Below are 20,768 nucleotides of genomic sequence, written 5' to 3' on the forward strand. Positions count from 1 at the left end.
TTGGAGCACACCGCACTGGCCCTGATCGAACTCGGGGCCGTCTTCTTCGTGCTCGGCGTCCTGGGACGCCTCGCCGGGAAGATCGGCCTCTCCCCCATCCCGCTCTACCTCCTCGGCGGCCTGGCCTTCGGGCAGGGCGGCCTGATCCCGCTCGGCGACATCGGCGACTTCACGCACCTGGCCAGCGAGATCGGCGTCGTGCTGCTGCTGTTGCTGCTGGGCCTGGAGTACTCCGCGGCCGAGCTGTTCACCGGGCTGAAACGCTCGTGGATGGCCGGCCTGCTGGACATCGTGCTGAACGCCGCACCCGGCGCGGCCGTCGCGCTGCTGCTCGGCTGGGGCCCCATCGGCGCCATCGTGATGGCGGGCGTCACCTACATCTCCTCGTCCGGGATCATCGCGAAGGTCCTCGGCGACCTCGGCCGTCTCGGCAACCGGGAGACCCCGGTGGTGCTGTCGATCCTGGTGTTCGAGGACCTGGCGATGGCGTTGTACCTGCCGATCCTGACCGCGCTGCTGGGCGGGGTCAGCTTCCTCGGCGGCCTGGAGGCCGTCGGCATCTCGCTGCTGGTGATCACCGTCGTGCTGGTGATCGCGCTGAAGTACGGCCGGTACGTGTCGGCGATCGTGGACTCCGACGACCGCGAGGTGTTCCTGCTCAAGGTGCTCGGCGCGGCGCTGCTGGTGGCCGGCCTCGCGTCGGCGATGCAGGTGTCGGCCGCGGTCGGCGCGTTCCTGCTGGGCATCGCGATCTCCGGCTCGACGGCCCACAACGCGACGCGGCTGCTGGAGCCGCTGCGGGACCTGTTCGCCGCGGTGTTCTTCGTGGTGTTCGGGCTGAACACGAACCCGGCGTCCATCCCGCCGGTGCTCGGCTGGGCCGTGCTGCTCGCGGTGGTGACCACCCTGACGAAGGTGGCGACCGGCTGGTGGGCCGCGCGACGTCAGGGTGTCGGCAAGCTGGGCCGCGCCCGCGCCGGTGCCGCGCTGGTGGCGCGGGGTGAGTTCTCGATCGTCATCGCCGGGCTGGCCGTGTCGGCCGGCGCGGTGGTCGACGAGCTGGCCGCGCTCGCGACCGCGTACGTGCTGCTGATGGCGATCCTCGGCCCCATCGCGGCCCGCGTGGTCGAGCCGCTGGCGAAGGGCCTGCAGCGGCGCCGCGGGCACGGCCACGAGCCGGCGACGTCCCGCGCGGGCTGAATTCCCCCGGGTCGGCGACAGTGTGGTCGCCGGCTCCCCTCAAGGCAGAACCGAGCGCACGGCTGGGTCCGCCCCGCCGGCGGCGCCCCTCAAGGCAGAACCGGGCGCAGCACCTCAACCATCCGCCCCACCACTCCGTCGCCGGCAGCTCCCCTCAAGGCAGAACCGAGCGCACGGCCTCCTCCGTCCGCCCCACCACCGTCGTCCCGTCGTCGGCGGTGATGATCGGGCGCTGGATCAGCTTCGGGTGCTCCGCCAGCGCCGTCAGCCAGCGGTCCCGCGTCGCCTCGTCGCGCGGCCAGCTCTTGACGCCCAGCTCGGCGGCCTCGGGCTCCTGCAGGCGCGCGATGTCCCACGGGTCCAGGCCCAGCCGCTTGAGCACGGCGTCCAGCTCCGCCACCGTTGGCGGCTCCTCCAGATACCTGCGCACCTCGTAGGACACCCCCGCGTCGTCCAGGATCGACAGCGCCGAGCGGCACTTCGAGCACCGCGGGTTGACCCAGATCTCCACTACTCGCCTCCCGCCAGGGTCGCCAGCACCTGCTCGCCGTACCGGGCGAGCTTGTTCTCCCCGACGCCGCTCACCCCGGCCAGCTCGTCCAAAGTAGACGGCTGCTCGGTGGCGATCTGACGCAGGGTCGCGTCGCTGAAGACGATGTAGGCCGGCACGCCCTGGTTCTTCGCCTCCTCGAACCGCCAGGCCCGCAGCTTCTCGAACACCGGACGGGCCTCTTCCGGCATCTCCGCCGCCGCCTTGCGCTTCGCGGTCGCCGCGGCCGCACGCCCGGCGCGCTTGGGCTCGCGGCGCATCCGCACCTCGCGCTTGCGGCCCAGCACCTCGCCGCTGGCCTCGGTCAGCAGCAGCGTCCCGTAGTCGCCTTCGACGGCCAGCAGCCCCTGCGCCAGCAGCTGCCGCACCACGCCGCGCCACTCGCTCTCCGACAGCTCCTGCCCCACCCCGAACACGGTCAGCTGGTCATGCCGGTGCTGCGTCACCTTCGGCGTCTGCTTGCCCAGCAGGATGTCGATGATCTGCCCGGCGCCGAACTTCTGGCCCCGCTCGTGCTGCAGCCGGTACACCGCGGACAGCAGCTTCTGCGCGGCGATCGTGCCGTCCCACGACTCCGGCGGCGTCAGGCAGGTGTCGCAGTTGCCGCACGGCTGCCCGGGTTGGCCGAAGTAGTTCAGCAGCTGCGCGCGACGGCACTCGACGGTCTCGCACAGCGCGAGCATCGCGTCCAGGTGCTGCGACAGCCGCCTGCGGTGCGCGTCGTCGCCCTCGGAAGTCTGGATCATCCGCCGCTGCTGCACGACGTCCTGCAGCCCGTAGGCCAGCCACGCGGTCGACGGCAGCCCGTCCCGGCCGGCTCGCCCGGTCTCCTGGTAGTAGCCCTCGACCGACTTCGGCAGGTCCAGGTGCGCCACGAACCGCACGTCGGGCTTGTCGATGCCCATGCCGAACGCGATCGTCGCCACCACGACCAGCCCGTCCTCACGCAGGAACCGCGCCTGGTTGCGCGCGCGGGTCCGGGAATCGAGGCCGGCGTGGTAGGGCACCGCGCTGATCCCGTTGGCCACCAGGAACTCCGCGGTCTTCTCCACCGAGTTGCGTGACAGGCAGTAGACGATGCCCGCGTCGCCGGGGTGCTCGGTGCGGATCAGGTCGAGCAGCTGCTTCTTCGGCTCGGCCTTCGGCACGATGCGGTACTGGATGTTGGGCCGGTCGAAGCTCGCCACGAACTGGCGCGCCTCGCCGAGGTTGAGCCGCGACACGATCTCGGCGTGCGTGGCCTTCGTGGCGGTCGCGGTCAGCGCGATGCGCGGCACGTCCGGCCAGCGCTCGTGCAGCTCGGACAGGCCCAGGTAGTCGGGGCGGAAGTCGTGGCCCCACTGGGACACGCAGTGCGCCTCGTCGATGGCGAACAACGCGACCTTGCCCCGGTCGAGCAGGTTCCGCGTGGACTCCATCGACAGCCGTTCCGGCGCCAGGTACAGCAGGTCCAGCTCGCCGGCGAGGAACGCGGCCTCGACCTCGCGGCGCTGCTCGAAATCCTGCGAGGAGTTGAGGAACCCGGCGCGCACGCCGACCGCCAGCAGCGCGTCGACCTGGTCCTGCATGAGCGCGATCAGCGGCGAGACGACCACGCCGGTGCCGGGGCGCACCAGCGACGGGATCTGGTAACACAGCGACTTCCCGCCGCCGGTCGGCATCAGCACGACCGCGTCGCCGCCGCCGATCACGTGCTCGACGATCGCTTCCTGGTCACCGCGGAAGGAGTCGTAACCGAAGACGCGGCGCAGCGTCTGCAGCGCGTCGCTCACGGGGATGGTTTCAGCGGAGGCCACGCCGCGATCCTAGGGGCTCGGCGCGGCCGCCGGGCGCCGCCACACGAGATGCCCGGTCGTGCCGCGCGGAGCGACCATTTTCCCGGACCGGCGGTGTCCACCACAGTGAGGACCACGCGCGAACGAAGGAGCCGCCATGCACCCGACCCACCACGAGGAACTCCTGGACCTGGCGCGCGGCGGCGACGGCGAGGCCTTCCGCGCGCTCGTCGACCCCTTCCGGCGTGAGCTGCAGGTGCACTGCTACCGCATCCTCGGCTCGGTCCAGGACGCCGAGGACATGCTGCAGGAGACGTTGCTGGCGGCGTGGCGCGGCCTCGGCGGCTACGCGGGCCGCGCTTCCGTGCGGACCTGGCTGTACCGGATCGCCACCAACCGCTGCCTGAACGCGCTGCGCGCCGAGGCGCGCCGCCCACGGGATCACCCGAGCCCCCGAGGAGGCGTTCCGTTGCCCGAACCATCCCGCCGCCGTCCGGAGCCGAGCTGGCTCGAACCGTGTCCCGACGAGCTGCTGGAGGCCGCCGCCGGTCACCTGGCCGGGCCGGAGGCCCGGTACGAGGCCAGGGAGTCGGTGTCGCTGGCGTTCCTCGCCGCGCTGCAGCACCTGCCACCCAGGCAACGGGTGGTGCTGGTGCTGCGGGACGTGCTGGGCTTCCGGGCCGCCGAGGTCGCGGAGATGCTGGACACCACCGAGAACGCGGTGACCAGCGCGCTCACCCGGGCACGCGCCGCGCTGGCCGGCGAGTTGCCCGGCCGGGCGGACGCGCCGCTGCCGGGCTCGCCCCGGGAACGCCGCATCGTGGACACCTTCGCGCGCGCGTTCGAGGCCGGGGACGTCGAGGCGATCGTGGCCCTGCTGACCGACGACGCGTGGCTGACCATGCCGCCGCTGCCGCTGGAGTACCAGGGGCTCGACGCCATCCGGACCTTCCTGGACTCCGTCGTGATGCGCGACGGCCGCCGGTACGTGCTGTACCCGGCCAGGGCGAACGGCCAGCCCGCGTTCGGCTACTACGTCCGCGACCCGCGGACCCCGGTGCTGCACGCGCACGGGGTGCTCGTGCTGACACTGAGCGGCGACCGGATCGGCGCTCTGACCCGGTTCTCCGACACCGCGCTGCTGGCCCGGTTCGGTTTCCCGCGCACGCTGCGCCCGTGATCCGGCCTCCCCGACCAGTTCCCGCTCCCGCCGGTGTCGGTACCGGTATCCGACGAAACGGGAAGGCGGACACATGCACACACCACCGATCGTGTCACCGGCCGAGTGGGCGGCCGCGCACCGGCGGATGCTGGTCAAGGAGAAGGAACTCACCCGCGCGCGCGACGCGCTGGCCGCCGAGCGACGGCGGATGCCCTGGCTGGAAGTGACGAAGCCCTACACGTTCCACGGCCCGGAGGGCGAGGCGAGCCTGCTCGACCTGTTCGACGGCCGCCGCCAGCTGATCGTCTACCGCGCCTTCTTCGAACCGGGCGTGCACGGCTGGCCGGACCACGCCTGCCGCGGTTGCTCGATGATGGCGGACAACCTCGGCCACCTCGCCCACATCAACGCGCGGGACACCACGCTGGTGTTCGCCTCGCGTGCCCCGCAGGCCGACATCGAGCGCGTGCGGGCGCGGATGGGCTGGCAGATGCCCTGGTACACCATCACCGACGACTTCGACGCCGACTTCGGCGTCGACTCCTGGCACGGCACCAACGCCTTCATCCACCACGGCGACCGGGTGTACCGCACCTACTTCGTCAACAACCGGGGCGACGAGGCGCTGGGTACCAACTGGAGTTACCTGGACCTGACCGCGCTCGGCCGCCAGGAAACCTGGGAGGACTCGCCGGAGGGCTACCCGCAGACGGCGCCCTACGAGTGGTGGGACTGGCACGACGAGTACGGCCGGCACGCCCCGTCGCGGTGGTTCGGCGAGCCCGACCCGGACGACCCGGACGATCAGCGCCCGCCGCTCGCCCGCGCCGAACCGCGCGGCGCCCGGTGACCCCGCGGCAGGCCTGGGTGCTGGGCCTGGCGTCGACGGCGTCGTTCATGATGGCCCTGGACAGCCTGGTGGTGACGACGGCGCTCACGTCGATCCGGCAGGACCTGTCGGCGTCGCTCGAATCGCTGGAGTGGACGGTCAACGCCTACAACCTGGCGTTCGCGGTGCTGCTGCTGACCGGCGCGGCGCTGGGTGACCGGTTCGGCCGCCGTCGCGTGTTCGTCGCCGGCCTGGCGTTGTTCACCGTCGCGTCAGTGGTGTGCGCGCTGGCACCGGGCATCGGTGCGCTCGTCACGGCCCGGGCGTTCCAGGGGGCCGGGGCCGCGATGGTGCTGCCGCTGTCGCTCACCCTGGTCAGCGCCGCGTTCCCGCCGAACGAGCGGGGCAGGGCGATGGGGCTGTACCTGGGGATCACCGGTCTGGCCACCTTCAGCGGCCCGTTCATCGGCGGTGCCGTCGCGCAGGGCCTGGCCTGGCAGTGGATCTTCTGGCTGAACCTGCCGGTCGGGTTGATCACGATCCTGCTCACCGGGCGGCACGTCGGCGAGAGCTTCGGCCCGGCCAAGCGGTTCGACCTTGCTGGCGTGGGGCTCGTGACCGCGGCGGGGTTCGGCATCGTGTGGGCCCTGGTCCGCGGGAACGCGGCGGGCTGGGGCAGCGCCGAGGTCCTGGGCGCGCTCGTGCTCGGGGTCGCGCTGGTGGTGGCGTTCGTGTTCTGGGAACGGCGCGCCGAGGCCCCGATGCTGCCGATGCGCTTCTTCCGGTCCCGGGCGTTCGCCACCGCCAACCCGGCGAACTTCCTGGTGTTCGCCTCGCTGTACGGGACGATGTTCTTCCTGGCGCAGTACTTCCAGATCGTCCACGGTGACGGGCCGATCGTCGCCGGTCTGCGGCTGGTGCCGTGGACCGCGACGCTGATGGTGTGCGCGCCGATCGCGGGGCGGCTGGCCGACCGGTTCGGCGAGCGCGCGTTCGTGGCGGGCGGGCTGCTGCTCCAGGCGGTGTGCATGGGCTGGATCGCCCTGATCACCGACGCCGGCACCGGCTACCTGGAGATCCTGCCTGCCCTGGTCGTCGGCAGCGTCGGCGTGACCATGGCCATGCCGGCGGCGCAGCGGGCGGTGGTCGCCGCGGTGAGCCCGCCGGAGATCGGCCAAGCGTCCGGCGCGTTCATGATGCTGCGGATCTTCGGCGGCGTGTTCGGCACGTCGGTCACGGTCGCGGTGTTCGCGGCCGCGGGCGGCGGCTACACCTCGCCCGGGGAGTTCAGCACGGGGTTCTCGGCGGGCATGGGCGCGGTGGCCGTGCTCGCGTTCACCGGCGTGCTCGCCGCGCTCGGCATTCCAGGGCGGGCCGGGGCGCTCCGCGCTCCGGCCGTGACCCCGGCCCGGTAGTGGGTCGGGGCGGCGCCCGCCGTCGATCGGCGGGCGCCGTTACAGGCCGACGCGCCGGTAGAGGCCGCCGACCTCTTCGCGGTTGAGCTTGCGGATCGTGCCGGGCTTGCCGTTGCCCAGCTGCACGTCGCCGATCGCGGTGCGCACCAGCTTGCGCACCGGGAACCCGACCTCGGCCAGCAGGCGCCGCACGATGTGCTTGCGGCCCTCGTGCAGCACGATCTCCAGCAGGGTGCGCCCGCCCATGCTGTCCTTGACCCGGAACGCGTCGACGCGCACCGGGCCGTCCTCCAGCACGATGCCGTCCTTGAGCTCCTTGCCGAGGCCGCGCGGCACCTTGCCGTCGACCTCGGCCAGGTAGGTCTTGGGCACGTGGTAGGAGGGGTGCATCAGCCGGTGCGCGAGGTCGCCGTCGTTGGTGAGCAGCAGCAGGCCCTCGGTCTCGGCGTCGAGGCGGCCCACGTGGAACAGCCGCTCGCTGCGGTCGCGCACGTAGTCGCCGACGCACGGGCGGCCCTGGTCGTCGTACATCGTGGTGTGCACGCCGCGGGGCTTGTTCAGCGCCAGGTGGATCAGGTCCTCGCGGAGGATGACCCGGGTGCCGTCGACGTGGATCACGGCGCTGTCCGGGTCGACACGCCTGCCGAGCTCGCGGACCACCTTGCCGTCGACGCTCACGCGGCCCTGCACGATCAGGTCTTCGGCGGCGCGGCGCGAGGCCACGCCCGCCTTGGCGAGCACCTTCTGCAGGCGCACGCCCTCGGCTTCGGGCTCAGATGTCATCGATGGAGTCCACTTCCGGCAACAGGGGGGCGATCGGCGGCAGGTCGGTCAGCGACGACAGGCCCAGCCGCTCGAGGAACAATTCGGTCGTCACGTACAGAGTGCCACCCGTCTCGGGGTCGGCGCCGTTCTCCTCGATGAGACCACGGGCGAGCAGGGTGCGGATCACACCGTCGACGTTGACGCCGCGGACGGCCGCGACGCGGGAACGCGTGACGGGCTGCCGGTAGGCGATGACGGCGAGGGTCTCCAGCGCGGCCCTGGTCAGCTTGGAGCGCTGCCCGTCCAGCAGGAGCTTCTCGACGTACGGCGCGTAGGTGTCGCGGGTGAACAGGCGCCACCCCTCGCCGACGCGCCGCAGGTCGATGCCGCTGCCGCGCTCGGTGAGCTCGGCGGACATGACCTGCAGGGTCTGCGTCACGCGCGGCTCGGGCTGGCCGAGCGCGCTCGCGAGCGCCTCCTCGCTGACGGGCGAGTCGACGACCAGCAGGAGCGCTTCGAGCGCCGCGGCCAGCGCGGAGTGCTCGGTGAGGTCCGGCAGGCCATCCCCCACCGCGACGAGGTCCTCGTCGGGCTCCTCGGGGTAGTCCGGCAGGGGCGCGTCCTCCGGGGGCAGGGTGGCTTCGCCGGACGCCTGCTCGGGCTGCGCCGCCGCGGCGTCGGCCTCCGCCTGCAGCTCGCCGTTCGCGGCGGCCTCCGCAGGCGTCTCCGGTGCCTCGGCATCGGGCGCAGGCAGCGCCTGCTCCACCTCTGCCTCAGGCTCCTCGGGCTCGACCTCGGCGCGAGACGGCTCGGCTTCCGCCGAGGGAGGCTCCGCAGTCTCCGCGGAAGGCGCGGCGGCGGCCTCCGGAGGAGGCGCGGCGTCCGCATCAGGCGCGGGCGGCGCCTCCTGAGGCACTTCGCTCTCGGCGGGCACCGTGGGCTCCTCGGCCCCCGCCGCGGACGCGACATCCGCATCGGGCGCGGGCGGCGCCTCCTCCGGAGGCGATCCGCCGTCGGCGGACTCCTGCTCAGCAGCGGGCATCTCGGCCTCGCGCGCCGGCTCCGCATCCGACGCAGCCACGTCACCCGGCTCGGCGCCGGGCGCCGAGGGCACCCCCGCCCGCTCCACCCCGGCCCGCTCCACCTCGGGCCCGGCCACCTCGCCCTCGGGCCGAGCCGGTTCCTGTTCGGGACTCACCCGTACTCCTCTTCCTCGACGCGGGCCCGGTCCGCCTCGGCGGCGGCCTCGGCCTCCGAGACCGACCCGCCGGTCCACCGCACCCGCAGCATCGTCAGCGGCTCGTCCTGCTCGAACTGCACGCTGGACTCCCGGTAGAGCTCCAGCAGCGCCAGGAACCGGGCCACCACCTCGACCGTGTGCTCGCAGTCCTCGACCAGCTCGGTGAACGTCGCCTGGCCCCGCTCGGCCAGCTTCAGCCGCAGCAGCGCCGCGTGCTCCCGCACCGACACCCGGTGCGCGTGGATGTGGTCCAGCGACACCGTGGGCGGCGGCTTGGGCCGGAACACGGCCAGCGCGATCTCCGCCAGCTTGTCCGCGTCCACCCCGAGCGTCACCTCGGGCAGCAGCCCGAGGTAGCGCTCCTCCAGCGACACCGACCGCGGGTACCGCCGCAGCGCCCCGGCCTCCAGCTCCGCGAACAGCGCCGCGACCTGCTTGTACGCCCGGTACTGCAGGACACGGGCGAACAGCAGGTCCCGCGCCTCCAGCAGCGCCAGGTCGTCCTCGTCCTCGACCTCGGCCGCGGGCAGCAGCCGCGCGGCCTTCAGGTCGAGCAGGGTCGCCGCGATGACCAGGAACTCCGTCACCTCGTCCAGGTCCCACTCCGGCCCCAGCGCCCTGGTGTAGGCGATGAAGTCGTCGGTGACCTGGTGCAGCGCGACCTCGGTGACGTCGAGCTGGTGCTGCGAGATCAGCTGCAGCAGCAGGTCGAACGGCCCCTCGAAGTTGTCCAGGCGGACCTTGAACTTCGGCGCCGCGGAATCCTCGACGGGCTGGGCCCCGTCGACCGGAGCCCCGTTCTCGCTCACGTCCCGGCGGCTTCCTCGGAGTCGAGGCCGCCCTCACGGAGGCGGCGCACCAGCACCGAGTCGGCGCCGTGTTCGTCGAAGTCCGCCAGCAGCACCGCCACGGCCTCCCGCACGAGACGGCCGCGGTCGATGGCCAGGCCGTGCTCGGCCCGCAGGCTCAGCCGCGCCTGCTCCATCGCGACCAGTTCGTCGCCGGAGACGTAGACGGTGATCTTCGAATCGTGCTTCTGACGTCCGCTGCCGCGCCGTCCGGCGGCGCTGCGCTCCAGCTGCTCGCGGTGCCCGGAGTTCTGCCCGTTGCCCGGCCGCTGCGCTTCCGGGCGCTGCGGGGCGGGCGTGGGCGGCGCGGGCACGTCGAGGGCCGGGCTGCTGGTCAGGCGGAAGAGTTCCGAAGCCCCGGGGAGGGAGGCTCGCCTGCTCACCGAGCGATCACCTCGCGCGCCAGCGCGCGATACGCCTGCGCGCCGGCGGACTTGGGGGCCCAGCGGGTGATGGGCTCACCGGCCACGGTGGTCTCCGGGAACCGCACGGTGCGGTTGATCACCGTGTCGAACACGGTGTCGCCGAAGGCCTCCACGACCCGCGCCATGACCTCCCGTGAGTGGAGGGTCCGCGGGTCGAACATGGTGGCCAGGATGCCGGTGATATCCAGTTTGGGGTTCAAGCGTTCGCGTACCTTCTCGATCGTGTCGATCAACAAAGCCACGCCACGCAAGCTGAAGAACTCGCACTCCAGCGGGATGATCACGCCGTCGGCGGCCGTGAGCGCGTTCACCGTGAGCAACCCGAGCGATGGCTGGCAGTCGACCAGAACATAGTCGTACTCCGAGATGAGGGGTTGCACGACCCGGAGCAACGTGTGCTCGCGCCCCACCTCGGCGACCAGCTGCACCTCGGCGGCGGACAGGTCGATGTTGCTCGGCAGCAGGTCCATGCCCTCGACACTGGTGTGCCGCAGGATGTCCTGGGCGGTCACCGACCGCTCCATGATCGCGTTGTAGACCGTCTGGTCCAGCTCGTGCGGCTGCACGCCGAGGCCCACCGACAGCGCGCCCTGCGGGTCGAAGTCCACCAGCAGCACCCGGCGGCCGTACTCGGCGAGCGCGGCGCCCAGGTTGATCGTGGACGTGGTCTTGCCGACGCCGCCCTTCTGGTTGCACATGGCCAGCACCGTGGCCGGGCCGTGCTTGTCCAGCAGGGGCGGTTCGGGAATCTCACGCAACGGTCTGCCGGTCGGGCCGAGCTTGGGCTTGCCGTTCGCTTCGGCGCCCACGGCCACGACAGAGTCCACGGTGTCGGGCTCCCCCTCTGTCGCGATGGTCAGGTTGTCGAGGTTCGCGGCGGCCGATGCGGCCGAGACCGATCTGGTCGAGGGCTGCGGTGTCGACATGGCGCGAAACTCCTCGTTCGACGGGTTGGCCGCAGCCTATTCGGCGAGCCGTTTGTCGCCAAAGCAACTCGCCGGAGGCGATCAGGTCAACCCAGCGCCCGAGGATGGGCCGTAGCATATACCTCACGCAGAGTGTTCATCGTGACCAGGGTGTACACCTGCGTCGTGGTCACCGAAGCGTGGCCTAGCAGCTCTTGGACCACCCGGACGTCCGCTCCACCCTCCAGCAGGTGGGTCGCGAAACTGTGACGCAGCGTGTGCGGCGACACGCCGGTGGAGATCCCGGCGCGTTCGGCGTTGGTCTTGAGGACCTGCCACGCGCTCTGCCGGGACAGCCGGGTCCCCCTGGCGTTGAGGAACAGCGCCGCGGTGCCGCGGCCGCGCAGCGCCAGCACCGGTCGGGCGCGCACCAGGTAGGCCTCCAGCGCCTCGACCGCGGGACGGCCGATCGGCACCAGCCGCTGCTTGCCGCCCTTGCCGTCGAGCAGCACGGTGCGCTCCTCGCGGTCGACGTCGTCGAGGTCGAGCCCGACGGCCTCGGAGATCCGGGCCCCGGTGGAGTACAGCAGCTCCAGTAGCGCCCGGTCGCGCAGCGGCCGCTCCCCCTCGGCGGGCGGCATCGCCAGCAGCCGCAGCACGTCGTCCACCGGCAGCGCCTTGGGCAGCCGCTTGGCCGGCGCCGGGGGCCGCACCTCGCGGGCCGGGTCGTCCTCGGTCAGCCCGTCGAGGTGCGCGAAGCGGTGCAGCCCGCGCACCGCGACCAGCGCCCGCGCCGCCGAGGACGCCGCCAGCGGCGGGTGCACCTCGTCGCCCTCGCGCAGCGCCGCGCCGAACCCGGTCACGTCGGATTCGGTGACGCGCCGGAAGTCCCGCACCCCGGCCTGCTCCAGGTACCGCAGGTACCGGCGCAGGTCGCGGGCGTAGCTGTCCAGGGTGTTGCGTGCCGTCCCGCGCTCCACGGCAAGATGATCGAGATAGGCCGTGACCACCTCGGCGGCCGGCAGAACATGCACGCCGACACCCTAGAGCGTGACGTCAGGAAATGCGATCGGCGAACCGCGTCGGCCGGTCCCGCCACGGCGCGTCCGACGGCCGCGACGGCGCGCCGTCGTGGACGACCGCGTGCGCGGCGAGCACGCCGCCGACGGTCGCGCCGTTGACGATCTCCCCGGACAGCGCCATCCGCACCGCCTCGGCCAGCGGCACCCGGTGCACCACCAGGTCGGCCTCCTCGTCGCCGAGGACCTCCCGGTCGACCGGGGTCAGGTCGCGCGCCAGGAACACTCGCACGACCTCGTCGGTGAACCCGGGCGAGGCGGCCACGTCGACCAGCGTCTCCCACCGCGCGGCGGCGAGCCCGGCCTCCTCGGCCAGCTCGCGCCGCGCGGCCTCGACCGGGTCCTCCCCGGCGTGGTCGAGCAGCCCGGCTGGCAGCTCCCAGATCCGCCGCCCGAGCGGGTGCCGGTACTGGTGGACCAGGGTGACCGCGCCGTCGGCGTCGACCGCGGCGATCGCGACCGCGCCGAGGTGCTCCACCACCTCGCGCCTGGCGGTGCCGCCACCGGGCATCGCGACCTCGTCGATCCGCAGCCCGACCACGCGTCCGATGTGGACGTCCTTGCTGGACACCACCCGGAAGTCGTGCTCGCCGGGGGCGGTCAATGCGCGCTCACGGTGGGCTCGGGCAGCTCGACCGGCAGCCGGTCCGCGGTGCGGTACCGGACGACGGCGTCGATGAACGCGTCGAACAGCGGGTGCGGCCGGGTCGGGCGGCTCTTGAGCTCCGGGTGTGCCTGGGTGCCGACGAAGAACGGGTGCACGTCGGCGGGCAGCTCGACGAACTCGACCAGGCGGTCGTCGGGCGAGGTGCCGGAGAAGACCAGCCCGGCGTCGGAGAGCCGCTTGCGGTAGGCGTTGTTGACCTCGTAGCGGTGCCGGTGCCGCTCGGACACGTCGGTGCTGCCGTAGGCCTTCGCGACCTGCGAGCCGGGCTTGAGCTTGGCCGGGTAGGCACCCAGCCGCATCGTGCCGCCCATGTCGCGCTCGCCCGCGACGACGTCCTTCTGGTCGGCCATCGTGGAGATCACCGGGTGCTCGGTGGTGTCGTCGAACTCGGCCGAGTTCGCGCCCTCGATGCCGGCCAGGTTGCGGGCCGCCTCGATCACCATGCACTGCAGGCCGAGGCACAGCCCGAGCACCGGGATGCCGCGGGTGCGGGCGTAGTGGATCGCGCCGATCTTGCCCTCGATGCCGCGCACGCCGAATCCGCCGGGCACCAGGACGCCGTCGACGTCGCCCAGCGCGGCGGCCGCGCCGGCCGGGGTGGTCGCGCGGTCGGAGGCCACCCACACGATCTCGACCTTGGCGCGGTGGGCGAACCCGCCCGCGCGCAGCGCCTCGGTGACCGACAGGTAGGCGTCGGGCAGGTCGATGTACTTGCCGACCAGCGCCACCCGGACCGTCTCGGACGGGTTGTGCACCCGGTCGAGCAGGTCGCCCCACACCGTCCAGTCGACGTCGCGGAAGGGCAGGCCGAGGCGGCGCACCACGTAGGCGTCCAGCGCCTCGCGGTGCAGCACCTTCGGGATGTCGTAGATCGAGCGCGCGTCCGGGCAGGCGATGACCGCCTCGGTGTCCACGTCGCACATCAGCCCGATCTTGCGCTTGAGGTCCTCGGGCAGGTCGCGGTCGGCCCGGCACACCAGCGCGTCGGGCTGGATGCCGATGTTGCGCAGCGCCGCGACCGAGTGCTGCGTCGGTTTGGTCTTGAGCTCGCCCGACGGCGCGAGGTAGGGCACCAGCGACACGTGCAGGAAGAAGCAGTTGTCCCGGCCGATCTCGTGCCGCACCTGGCGGCAGGCCTCCAGGAACGGCAGCGACTCGATGTCGCCGACCGTGCCGCCGACCTCGGTGATCACCACGTCGGGCTGCTGCCCCGTGCCGTCCGACTCCGCTACCGCCATGATGCGGCGCTTGATCTCGTCGGTGATGTGCGGGATGACCTGCACGGTGTCGCCGAGGTACTCACCCCGGCGCTCCTTGGCGATGACCTCGGAGTAGACCTGGCCGGTCGTGACGTTCGCCGAGCCGGAGAGGTCCCGGTCGAGGAAGCGCTCGTAGTGGCCGATGTCCAGGTCGGTCTCGGCGCCGTCCTCGGTGACGAACACCTCGCCGTGCTGGAACGGGTTCATGGTGCCTGGATCCACGTTGAGGTAGGGATCCAGCTTCTGCATCGTGACCCGCAGGCCGCGAGAGGTGAGGAGCTGGCCCAGGCTGGAGGCCGTCAGGCCCTTGCCCAGGGAGGAGGCGACGCCCCCCGTGACGAAAACGTACTTGGCTGTCCGCGGCTGAAGTCCCACGGGCTTCCACCTTATCGCACCGGCCCCCGGGCGCTCGCTCGCCGCGCCCACGTAGTTCGATGGGTCACGTCAGACGTTCGCGCGTGAAAGAGGCACCGTGACCCAGCCCCCCGCTTCCCAGCCCATCTGGACCGCGCCGGTCGCGCCCGGCCCGCTCGACGCGACGGTGCGCGTCCCCGGCTCCAAGTCGATCACCAACCGGGCGTTCGTGCTGGCCGCGCTGGCCGCAGAGCCGACCCTGGTCCGCGCCCCGCTGGACTCCCGGGACGCCCGGCTCATGCTGGGCGCGCTGGAGTCGCTGGGCGGCGGCTGGGAGCGGCGCGGCGACGACGTGCTGGTCCGCCCGCTGGCGCACGGCTCGACGGAACCGGCGAACGTCGTGCTGGGCAACGCGGGCACGGTCGCGCGGTTCACGCCCGCGCTGGCCGGGCTCGGCTCGGCGCCGGTGACGTTCGACGGGGACGAGGCCATCCGCCGCCGCCCGATCGCGCCGCTGCTGGCCGCGCTGCGCGAGGCGGGCGCGGACATCGACGACGAGGGCCGGGGCGCGCCGCCGTTCACCGTCCGCGGGCACGGCGGCCTGCCCGGCGGGAAGGTCGACCTGGACTCCAGCGCGTCCAGCCAGTTCCTGTCGGCCCTGCTGCTGGCCGGCCCGGCGTTCGAGGCCGGGGTGACGGTGCGGCTGACCGGCGGCACCCCGCCGAGCGAGCCGCACATCGCGATGACGCTGGACATGCTGCGCCGGTTCGGCGCGTCCCCGGAGCGGGACGGGCAGGAGTTCCACGTCGGCCCGGCGCGGCTGTCCTGCCCGGACTTCACGGTCGAGCCGGACCTGTCCACGGCGGCGCCGTTCGTGGTGGCCGCGGCGGCCGCGGGCGGCACCGTGCGCATCCCCGGCTGGCCGGAGTACTCCACCCAGCCGGGTGACTGGCTGCGCAGCCTGATGACCGAGCTGGGCCAGCGGGTCGAGCTGACTCCGGAGGGGCTGACCGTCACCGGAACGGGCGAAATCCCGGGCGCGCGGCTCGACCTGCACGAGGTGGGCGAGCTGACCCCGGTGATCGCCGCGCTGCTGTGCTTCGCCGACGGGCCGTCGGTCATCTCCGGCGTCGCGCACCTGCGCGGGCACGAGACCGACCGGCTGGCGGCGCTGGCGACCGAGCTGTCCGCGCTGGGCGCCGGGGTGACCGAGACCGCGGACGGTCTGGCGATCACCCCGGCCCCGATGCACGGCGGCGTGTTCCGCACCTACGAGGACCACCGGCTGGTGATGGCCGGCGCGGTGCTCGGCCTTCGGGTCCCCGGTGTGGAGGTCGAGGACCCGGCGACGGTCGGCAAGACCTTCCCCGGGTTCACCACCGCCTGGGCGGAGATGCTCAGCTGACCACGTCGGCCAGCCTGCCGACCTGGCCCGGGTCGGCGCCCCAGCAGTAGAGCATCAGCTCGTCGGCGCCGAGGTCCGCGAAGTGCTTGGCCGCTTCGCGGACCTGCTCCGGCGTGGTGAGCATGCCCTCGACCATGTTCCTGCCGTAGTCGCTGAAGGCGTAGTAGGCGGCGATGGCGGCGCGTGCTTCGTCCACATCGGACTCCAGCGCGACGTTGACCTGGGCGACCATGCGCGGGCGGCCGTCGCGGCCCGCGTCGGCCCAGAACCGCTCGACCTTGGCGAACAGGTCGCCCGCCCACTTCGGCGGCGCGGCGCACAGGAACCCGTCGCCGTGCCGGGCGATCCGCTCCAGGGCGGGGTCGGCGAAGGCGCCGAACAGGACCTCGGGACCGCCGGGCGTGGCCGGGGCGGGCCCGATCCCTTCGGCGCCGGACCAGATCCGCCGCATGCGGGTCATCTGCTCGTCGAGGACCCGGCCGCGCTGACGCGGGTCGGTGCCGGTGGCCTGGTGGTCGTCGGCGCGCCCGCCGACACCGAGACCGAGGGTGAAGCGGCCGCCGGAGAGCCGGTCCAGCGTGGCGGCCTGCTTGGCGAGCAGGGCGGGTTCGCGCAGCGGGGCCAGCAGGACCTCGGTCTGCAGGCGGACGCGCGTGGTGGCGCCGGCGAGCAGGGCGAGGGTGACCAGCGGCTCGGGGTTGTCGTAGACGATCCGGTCGAGCAGGCCGAGCGTGCGGAACGGGCCGTCGTCGGCCAGACGCGCCCAGTCGGTGAGCTGTTCGGGGCTGCCGATGGGCAGGCCGAGACCGAAATGCATGAATTCCTCCAGAAAACGGGCATGGCGAACTGACAGCGCCGCCCGCTCCGGACTCTTTTCGCGGTGCTGCCTCTGCGGCTGTACTTCGGTGGCAGGCACGGTCCCGTGGAGTACTTTCGATCTTAGCGCAAGATCATCTGGGGAAGGACTGGTTTTTCATGACCGATCGCCGTTTCCGGTTCGGGCTGGTCACCGGGCAGCCGAGTCCCGCGAGCCGCTGGGCGGGACTGGCCCGCCGCGCCGAGGACCTCGGCTTCGACACGCTGCTGGTGCCCGACGCGGCCGGGGTGCAGGCGTCGGTCCCGGCGCTGGCCGCGGTCGCCGCGTCGAGCTCCCGGCTGCGGATCGGGACGTTCGTGCTCGCCGCGCCGATGCACTCCCCCGGCCGCATCGCCTGGGAGACCGCGACGCTCGACCAGTTGTCCGAGGGCCGGTTCGAGCTGGGCCTGGGGGCGGGCCGCGGGGACGCCGGCGGCACGGCGGAGCTGCTGGGCGTGCCGTTCGGCAGCGCCGGCGAACGGGTGCGGCAGGTGGGCGAGGCGATCCAGGCGGTGCGGAAGCTGTTCGCCGACGGCACGTTCACGCCGGTGCAGCAGCCCGCGCCGCCGATCATGGTGGCGGGCAGCGGGACCCGGTTGCTGCGGCTGGCCGCCCAGGAGGCCGACATCGTCGCGGTGCACACCAGCAGTGAGGAGGAGCTGCGCGAGCGCCTGCCGGTGCTCCGGGAGGCGGCCGGCGCCCGCTTCGACGAGCTGGAGCTGAGCGTGAACGTGTTCGCCATCGGCGACGGCCCGCTCCCGGAGTGGATGCGGCAGTTCGGCATCGACCCGGCGACGGCGAGGGACAACACGAACCCGGCGGTGCTGACCGGCGACACGGCCACGGTGGTGGACACGCTGCGCCGCCGCCGGGACGAGCTCGGGCTGTCCTACGTCACGGTCAACGCCCACGCGCTGGAAGCGGCGATCCCGGTGGTCGAGCGGCTCGCCGGGACCTGATCGCCCCGGACCTGATCGCCCAAGATCTGATGACTCAGAGCGGCGGGGTATAGGTCGTTATACGCTGCCCGCCGGGGTGGAGCCCGGCGGGCAGCGGCGATCGAGCGTTGCCCGCGGCGGCGAGCCGCCACCCGCAGCCCCGGCGAGGCAGCGGAACTCAGCTGCCCGCCGGGTCGTCCCCGGCGGGCGGCGGCGGTGGTCAGCTGCCCGGCTGCGCGACCCCGGGCGCGGGCGACTGCGCGTTGCCCGCGATGCCGTACCGCCCGGTCCCGCCGTCCAGCTGTTCCTTGAGCGCCAGCACGGCGCTGATCCGCCCGGCCGCCGTGTTCGCGTTGTCCACAGTGGACAGAATGGACGTCGCCGAGGTGTCGGCCCGCACGAAGCCGATCGCGCCGGTGCCTTCGGCCGACGCCGGGTCCCCGGCGAGCACGGTGCCCGCGCCGGAGCGGTCCAGCTGCGCGGCGAACCGGGCCAGCGTCGCGGCCTTGTCGCCGGCCCCGTCGCCGGTCGCCTGGCCGCCGGTCAGCACCAGCGCCAGCTGGCCCGGCCCGATGCCCGGGCTCGCGTTGGCGAACCCGCCGTCCTGCAGGCCCGCGATCGCCGCGGCCAATTCGTCCGTTGTGGACTGCGGCTGTGCGGTGTCCTTGTTGAGCAGCAGCACCGAACCCACCAGCGCCCCGGCGAGCGTGCCCGGGTCGCCCGCCGTCGGGAACGTCGAACCGGCCGGCTGCAGCCGGGTCACGACCTGGCGCAGCTGGTCGGCCTTCGCGGGGTCGGTGAACGAGTCGGTCAGCTGCAGCTCCCCCGACACCCGCGCGCCGGAGGCCTCGATGAGCTGGCGCAGCGCGTCGCGGTCGGCCGGGTTCGCCTCCTGCGTCGTGACGAGCACGACCGAGCGGCGGTCCAGCGCGCCCGCGACGACCTTCGGGCCGAGCGAGCCCGCGAAGGCGTCCGCGTCGGACAGTCGCGCGTTGAGCGCGTTGCGCTGGGCCTCCAGGTCGGACACCTGCGACGCGAGCTTGCCCTTCTCGTCGGACAGCCCGGACAGCAGCGCCCCGTTCAGCGCCGTCGACCCGAGCACGACGCCGACGGCGAGCGCCAGGAACACCGCCGCGATCGAGACGATGTGGTACCGCAGAGAAATCACGTGAAGAGCCCCTTGACCCAGCTTGCGAAGGAATCCCAGGTGGAGCGCGCCCAGTCCAGGTACGCCCCGCCGACGTCGGACATGAGCAGCGCGACCGCGACCGCGACGAGCGCGGCGACGACGAGCAGCACCACCGCGCCCAGCGAGACGCGGCTGCGGTGCAGAGCGGCGACCGCCTTGCCGTCGACCAGGCGGGTGCCGAGCTTGAGCCGGGTCAGGAACGTCGACGGGTTCGACCCGGACCGGCCGTGGTCGAGGAACTCCCGCAGCGTCGCCTGGAACCCGACGGTGACGACCAGCCCGGCCTCGTGCGCGTCGGCCAGCAGCAGCGCCAGGTCCTCCGGGTTGCCGGACGCGGGGAAGGTGACCGCGCCGATGCCCAGGTCCTGGATGCGCGCCACGCCCGGCGCGTGCCCGTCCGGCTGGGCGGGAACGACCACCTCCGCGCCGCACTTGAGCGTCTCGGCGTCGATGCCGAACGGGTCGCCGACGATGATGTCCGGCTGGTATTTCTGCGCGCGCAGCGTGTCCGCGCCGCCGTCCACGCCGATCAGCACCGGCCGGTGCTCGGCGATGTACTTCTTGAGCGCCTTGAGGTCCTCGGCGTGCCCCTTGCCCGGCGCGACGACCAGCACGTGCCGGTCGCGCAGCGGCACCCGCACCTCGGGCACGCCCACCCCGTCGAGGATGAGCGTGCGCTCGCGGCGCAGGAACTCGATGGTGTTCGCGGAGAAGGCCTCCAGCTGGGTGGACATCCCGGCCTTGGCCTCGATCATCTGGTCGGCGACGCTGTCCGGCGTCTGCTCGCTGCCGCTGGCGACGTGCCGGTCGCCGACGTAGACGCCGCCCTCGTGCAGCCGGATGCGGCTGCCGTCCTTGATGCGGCGCAGCACCTCGCCGCCGACGTTGTCCAGCAGCGGGATGCCGGCGTTCACCAGGATCTCCGGGCCCAGGTTGGGGAACCTGCCGGAGATCGAGGGCGAGGCGTTGACCACGCCGGCGACCTCGGCCTCGACGAGCGCGTCGGCGGTGGCGCGGTCCAGGTCGATCTGGTCCAGCACCACGATGTCGCCGGGGCCGACGCGGCGGAGCAGATCGCGCGTGCGCCGGTCCACCCGGGCGACGCCGACGATGCCGGGGAGGGCCTCGGTGTTGCGGTTGAGCAGACCGGGAAGCTTCATGCGTCCGATGGTGGCAAACGAAAGCCGGATGTCCGCTCGCAACACGCCGTGCACAATCCGGTTTCTCGCCGTGATCCCCCGCCGGTCCGGCGCGTGTGGACGGTCAGCGCTTGGTGCGCTTGCCGGTCTTCCGGCGCGGTTTCGCCGCCGCTTCCTTGTCCGCGTCGGCCACCGCGAGCAGTTCTTCCGCGTGCGCCCGCCCGGTCTCGGTGCTCTCCATCCCGGCGAGCATCCGCGCCAGCTCGACCACCCGCTCGGACTTGCGCAGCGTCTTCACGTCGCTGCGCGTGACGCCCTCCGCCGTGCCCTTGTCGACCACCAGGTGCCGGTCGGCGAACGCGGCCACCTGCGGCAGGTGCGTCACCACGAGCACCTGGTGGGTGCGCGCGAGCCGGGCGAGGCGCCGCCCGATCTCGATGGCCGCGCGGCCGCCGACCCCGGCGTCGACCTCGTCGAACACCAGCGTCTGCACGGTGTCGGCGTCGGCCAGCACGACCTCGATCGCGAGCATCACACGGGACAGCTCACCACCGGAGGCGGCCTTGTGCACCGGCATCGCGGGCGCGGCCGGGTGCGCCTTGAGCATCAGCTCGACGTCGTCCACGCCGGAGCCGCCGGCGTGCACCAGCTCGCCGTCCACCCGCAGCGCCTGCGGGTCGGACGCGTCCGTGGCGCGGCGCTTCACCGTCACCTCGATCTGGGCCTGGCCCATCGCCAGGCCGGACAGCTCCTCGGTGACCGCGCCGG

The 20,768-nt window shown here is 72.9% G+C and carries 19 protein-coding genes and 1 pseudogene; 6 read left to right on the forward strand and 14 right to left on the reverse strand.

The annotated features are described in order from the left end of the window. Positions 1 to 1,200 (forward strand): cation:proton antiporter, encoded by a 1,200-nt coding sequence (locus AMY39116_RS0326515; RefSeq protein ID WP_020420643.1) that lies wholly within the window; start codon positions 1 to 3, stop codon positions 1,198 to 1,200. A 154-nt stretch (positions 1,201 to 1,354) separates the two neighbouring features. On the opposite strand, the gene AMY39116_RS0326520 is transcribed toward AMY39116_RS0326515, so the two are convergent. Continuing rightward, entirely contained in the window at positions 1,355 to 1,711 is a 357-nt protein-coding gene (locus AMY39116_RS0326520) for an arsenate reductase family protein (RefSeq protein ID WP_020420644.1), read from the reverse strand. Continuing rightward, positions 1,711 to 3,546 carry a DNA helicase RecQ gene (gene recQ, locus AMY39116_RS0326525; RefSeq protein WP_020420645.1) on the reverse strand — a complete coding sequence of 612 codons (1,836 nt, stop codon included), beginning with the start codon at positions 3,544 to 3,546 and terminating at the stop codon, positions 1,711 to 1,713. Before recQ ends, AMY39116_RS0326520 begins: the two co-directional genes overlap by 1 nt. A 136-nt stretch (positions 3,547 to 3,682) precedes the next feature. On the opposite strand from recQ, the gene AMY39116_RS0326530 reads away from it, so the two are divergent. The 3 genes from AMY39116_RS0326530 to AMY39116_RS43600 all read left to right on the forward strand — a co-directional run bounded on the left by AMY39116_RS0326530 (position 3,683) and on the right by AMY39116_RS43600 (position 6,931). Beyond that, on the forward strand, positions 3,683 to 4,705 hold the full coding sequence (locus tag AMY39116_RS0326530; RefSeq protein WP_020420646.1) for a sigma-70 family RNA polymerase sigma factor: 1,023 nt from the start codon (positions 3,683 to 3,685) through the stop codon (positions 4,703 to 4,705). A 73-nt stretch (positions 4,706 to 4,778) separates the two neighbouring features. After that, positions 4,779 to 5,537 (forward strand): DUF899 domain-containing protein, encoded by a 759-nt coding sequence (locus AMY39116_RS0326535; protein WP_020420647.1) that lies wholly within the window; start codon positions 4,779 to 4,781, stop codon positions 5,535 to 5,537. Further along, the gene (locus AMY39116_RS43600; protein ID WP_020420648.1) at positions 5,534 to 6,931 is read left to right on the forward strand and encodes a DHA2 family efflux MFS transporter permease subunit; all 1,398 of its coding nucleotides are present in this window, start codon (positions 5,534 to 5,536) and stop codon (positions 6,929 to 6,931) included. Before AMY39116_RS0326535 ends, AMY39116_RS43600 begins: the two co-directional genes overlap by 4 nt. A 39-nt stretch (positions 6,932 to 6,970) precedes the next feature. On the opposite strand, the gene AMY39116_RS0326545 is transcribed toward AMY39116_RS43600, so the two are convergent. From AMY39116_RS0326545 to AMY39116_RS0326580, 8 genes are all read right to left on the reverse strand, one after another. Then, entirely contained in the window at positions 6,971 to 7,714 is a 744-nt protein-coding gene (locus AMY39116_RS0326545) for a pseudouridine synthase (protein ID WP_039791772.1), read from the reverse strand. Then, entirely contained in the window at positions 7,704 to 8,612 is a 909-nt protein-coding gene (scpB, locus tag AMY39116_RS46325) for an SMC-Scp complex subunit ScpB (RefSeq protein ID WP_369794344.1), read from the reverse strand. The genes AMY39116_RS0326545 and scpB overlap by 11 nt, the downstream gene beginning before the upstream one ends. Before the next feature lie 278 nt (positions 8,613 to 8,890). Continuing rightward, positions 8,891 to 9,745, reverse strand: coding sequence for a ScpA family protein (locus AMY39116_RS0326555; RefSeq protein ID WP_020420651.1), 855 nt, complete (start codon positions 9,743 to 9,745; stop codon positions 8,891 to 8,893). Beyond that, positions 9,742 to 10,167: a hypothetical protein gene (locus AMY39116_RS0326560; protein ID WP_027936248.1), complete on the reverse strand. Its 426-nt coding sequence runs from the start codon at positions 10,165 to 10,167 to the stop codon at positions 9,742 to 9,744. The genes AMY39116_RS0326555 and AMY39116_RS0326560 overlap by 4 nt, the downstream gene beginning before the upstream one ends. Then, entirely contained in the window at positions 10,164 to 11,135 is a 972-nt protein-coding gene (locus AMY39116_RS0326565) for a ParA family protein (protein ID WP_020420653.1), read from the reverse strand. The genes AMY39116_RS0326560 and AMY39116_RS0326565 overlap by 4 nt, the downstream gene beginning before the upstream one ends. An 86-nt stretch (positions 11,136 to 11,221) precedes the next feature. Then, a complete protein-coding gene (xerD, locus tag AMY39116_RS0326570; protein ID WP_027936249.1) occupies positions 11,222 to 12,124 on the reverse strand; it encodes a site-specific tyrosine recombinase XerD in 903 nt (300 codons plus the stop codon). 46 nt (positions 12,125 to 12,170) lie between these two features. Beyond that, positions 12,171 to 12,797, reverse strand: coding sequence for an NUDIX domain-containing protein (locus AMY39116_RS0326575; RefSeq protein WP_020420655.1), 627 nt, complete (start codon positions 12,795 to 12,797; stop codon positions 12,171 to 12,173). Continuing rightward, positions 12,794 to 14,494, reverse strand: coding sequence for a CTP synthase (locus AMY39116_RS0326580; RefSeq protein WP_017982010.1), 1,701 nt, complete (start codon positions 14,492 to 14,494; stop codon positions 12,794 to 12,796). The genes AMY39116_RS0326575 and AMY39116_RS0326580 overlap by 4 nt, the downstream gene beginning before the upstream one ends. A 97-nt stretch (positions 14,495 to 14,591) precedes the next feature. Between AMY39116_RS0326580 and aroA the strand changes: the two genes are divergently transcribed. Beyond that, positions 14,592 to 15,878, forward strand: a complete 1,287-nt coding sequence (gene aroA, locus AMY39116_RS0326585; protein ID WP_020420656.1) for a 3-phosphoshikimate 1-carboxyvinyltransferase — start codon at positions 14,592 to 14,594, stop codon at positions 15,876 to 15,878. Here the strand turns inward: aroA and AMY39116_RS0326590 are convergent. Beyond that, entirely contained in the window at positions 15,871 to 16,695 is an 825-nt protein-coding gene (locus AMY39116_RS0326590; protein WP_020420657.1) for an LLM class flavin-dependent oxidoreductase, read from the reverse strand. The two genes, aroA and AMY39116_RS0326590, sit on opposite strands and share 8 nt — an antisense overlap. Before the next feature lie 158 nt (positions 16,696 to 16,853). Between AMY39116_RS0326590 and AMY39116_RS0326595 the strand changes: the two genes are divergently transcribed. After that, the gene (locus AMY39116_RS0326595; protein WP_020420658.1) at positions 16,854 to 17,693 is read left to right on the forward strand and encodes a TIGR03621 family F420-dependent LLM class oxidoreductase; all 840 of its coding nucleotides are present in this window, start codon (positions 16,854 to 16,856) and stop codon (positions 17,691 to 17,693) included. Between the two features lie 199 nt (positions 17,694 to 17,892). Here the strand turns inward: AMY39116_RS0326595 and AMY39116_RS0326600 are convergent, their stop codons facing one another. The 3 genes and pseudogenes from AMY39116_RS0326600 to AMY39116_RS46645 form a co-directional block, all read right to left on the reverse strand. Continuing rightward, entirely contained in the window at positions 17,893 to 18,840 is a 948-nt protein-coding gene (locus AMY39116_RS0326600) for a copper transporter (RefSeq protein ID WP_020420659.1), read from the reverse strand. Continuing rightward, on the reverse strand, positions 18,837 to 20,021 hold the full coding sequence (gene steA / locus AMY39116_RS0326605) for a putative cytokinetic ring protein SteA (RefSeq protein WP_020420660.1): 1,185 nt from the start codon (positions 20,019 to 20,021) through the stop codon (positions 18,837 to 18,839). The genes AMY39116_RS0326600 and steA overlap by 4 nt, the downstream gene beginning before the upstream one ends. Positions 20,022 to 20,124: 103 nt before the next feature. Next, a pseudogene (locus tag AMY39116_RS46645) lies at positions 20,125 to 20,768 on the reverse strand (DNA repair protein RecN); the annotation flags it as partial.

The sequence above is a fragment of the Amycolatopsis sp. ATCC 39116 genome (genome assembly GCF_000231075.2).
Taxonomy (GTDB): Bacteria; Actinomycetota; Actinomycetes; order Mycobacteriales; family Pseudonocardiaceae; genus Amycolatopsis_E; species Amycolatopsis_E tucumanensis.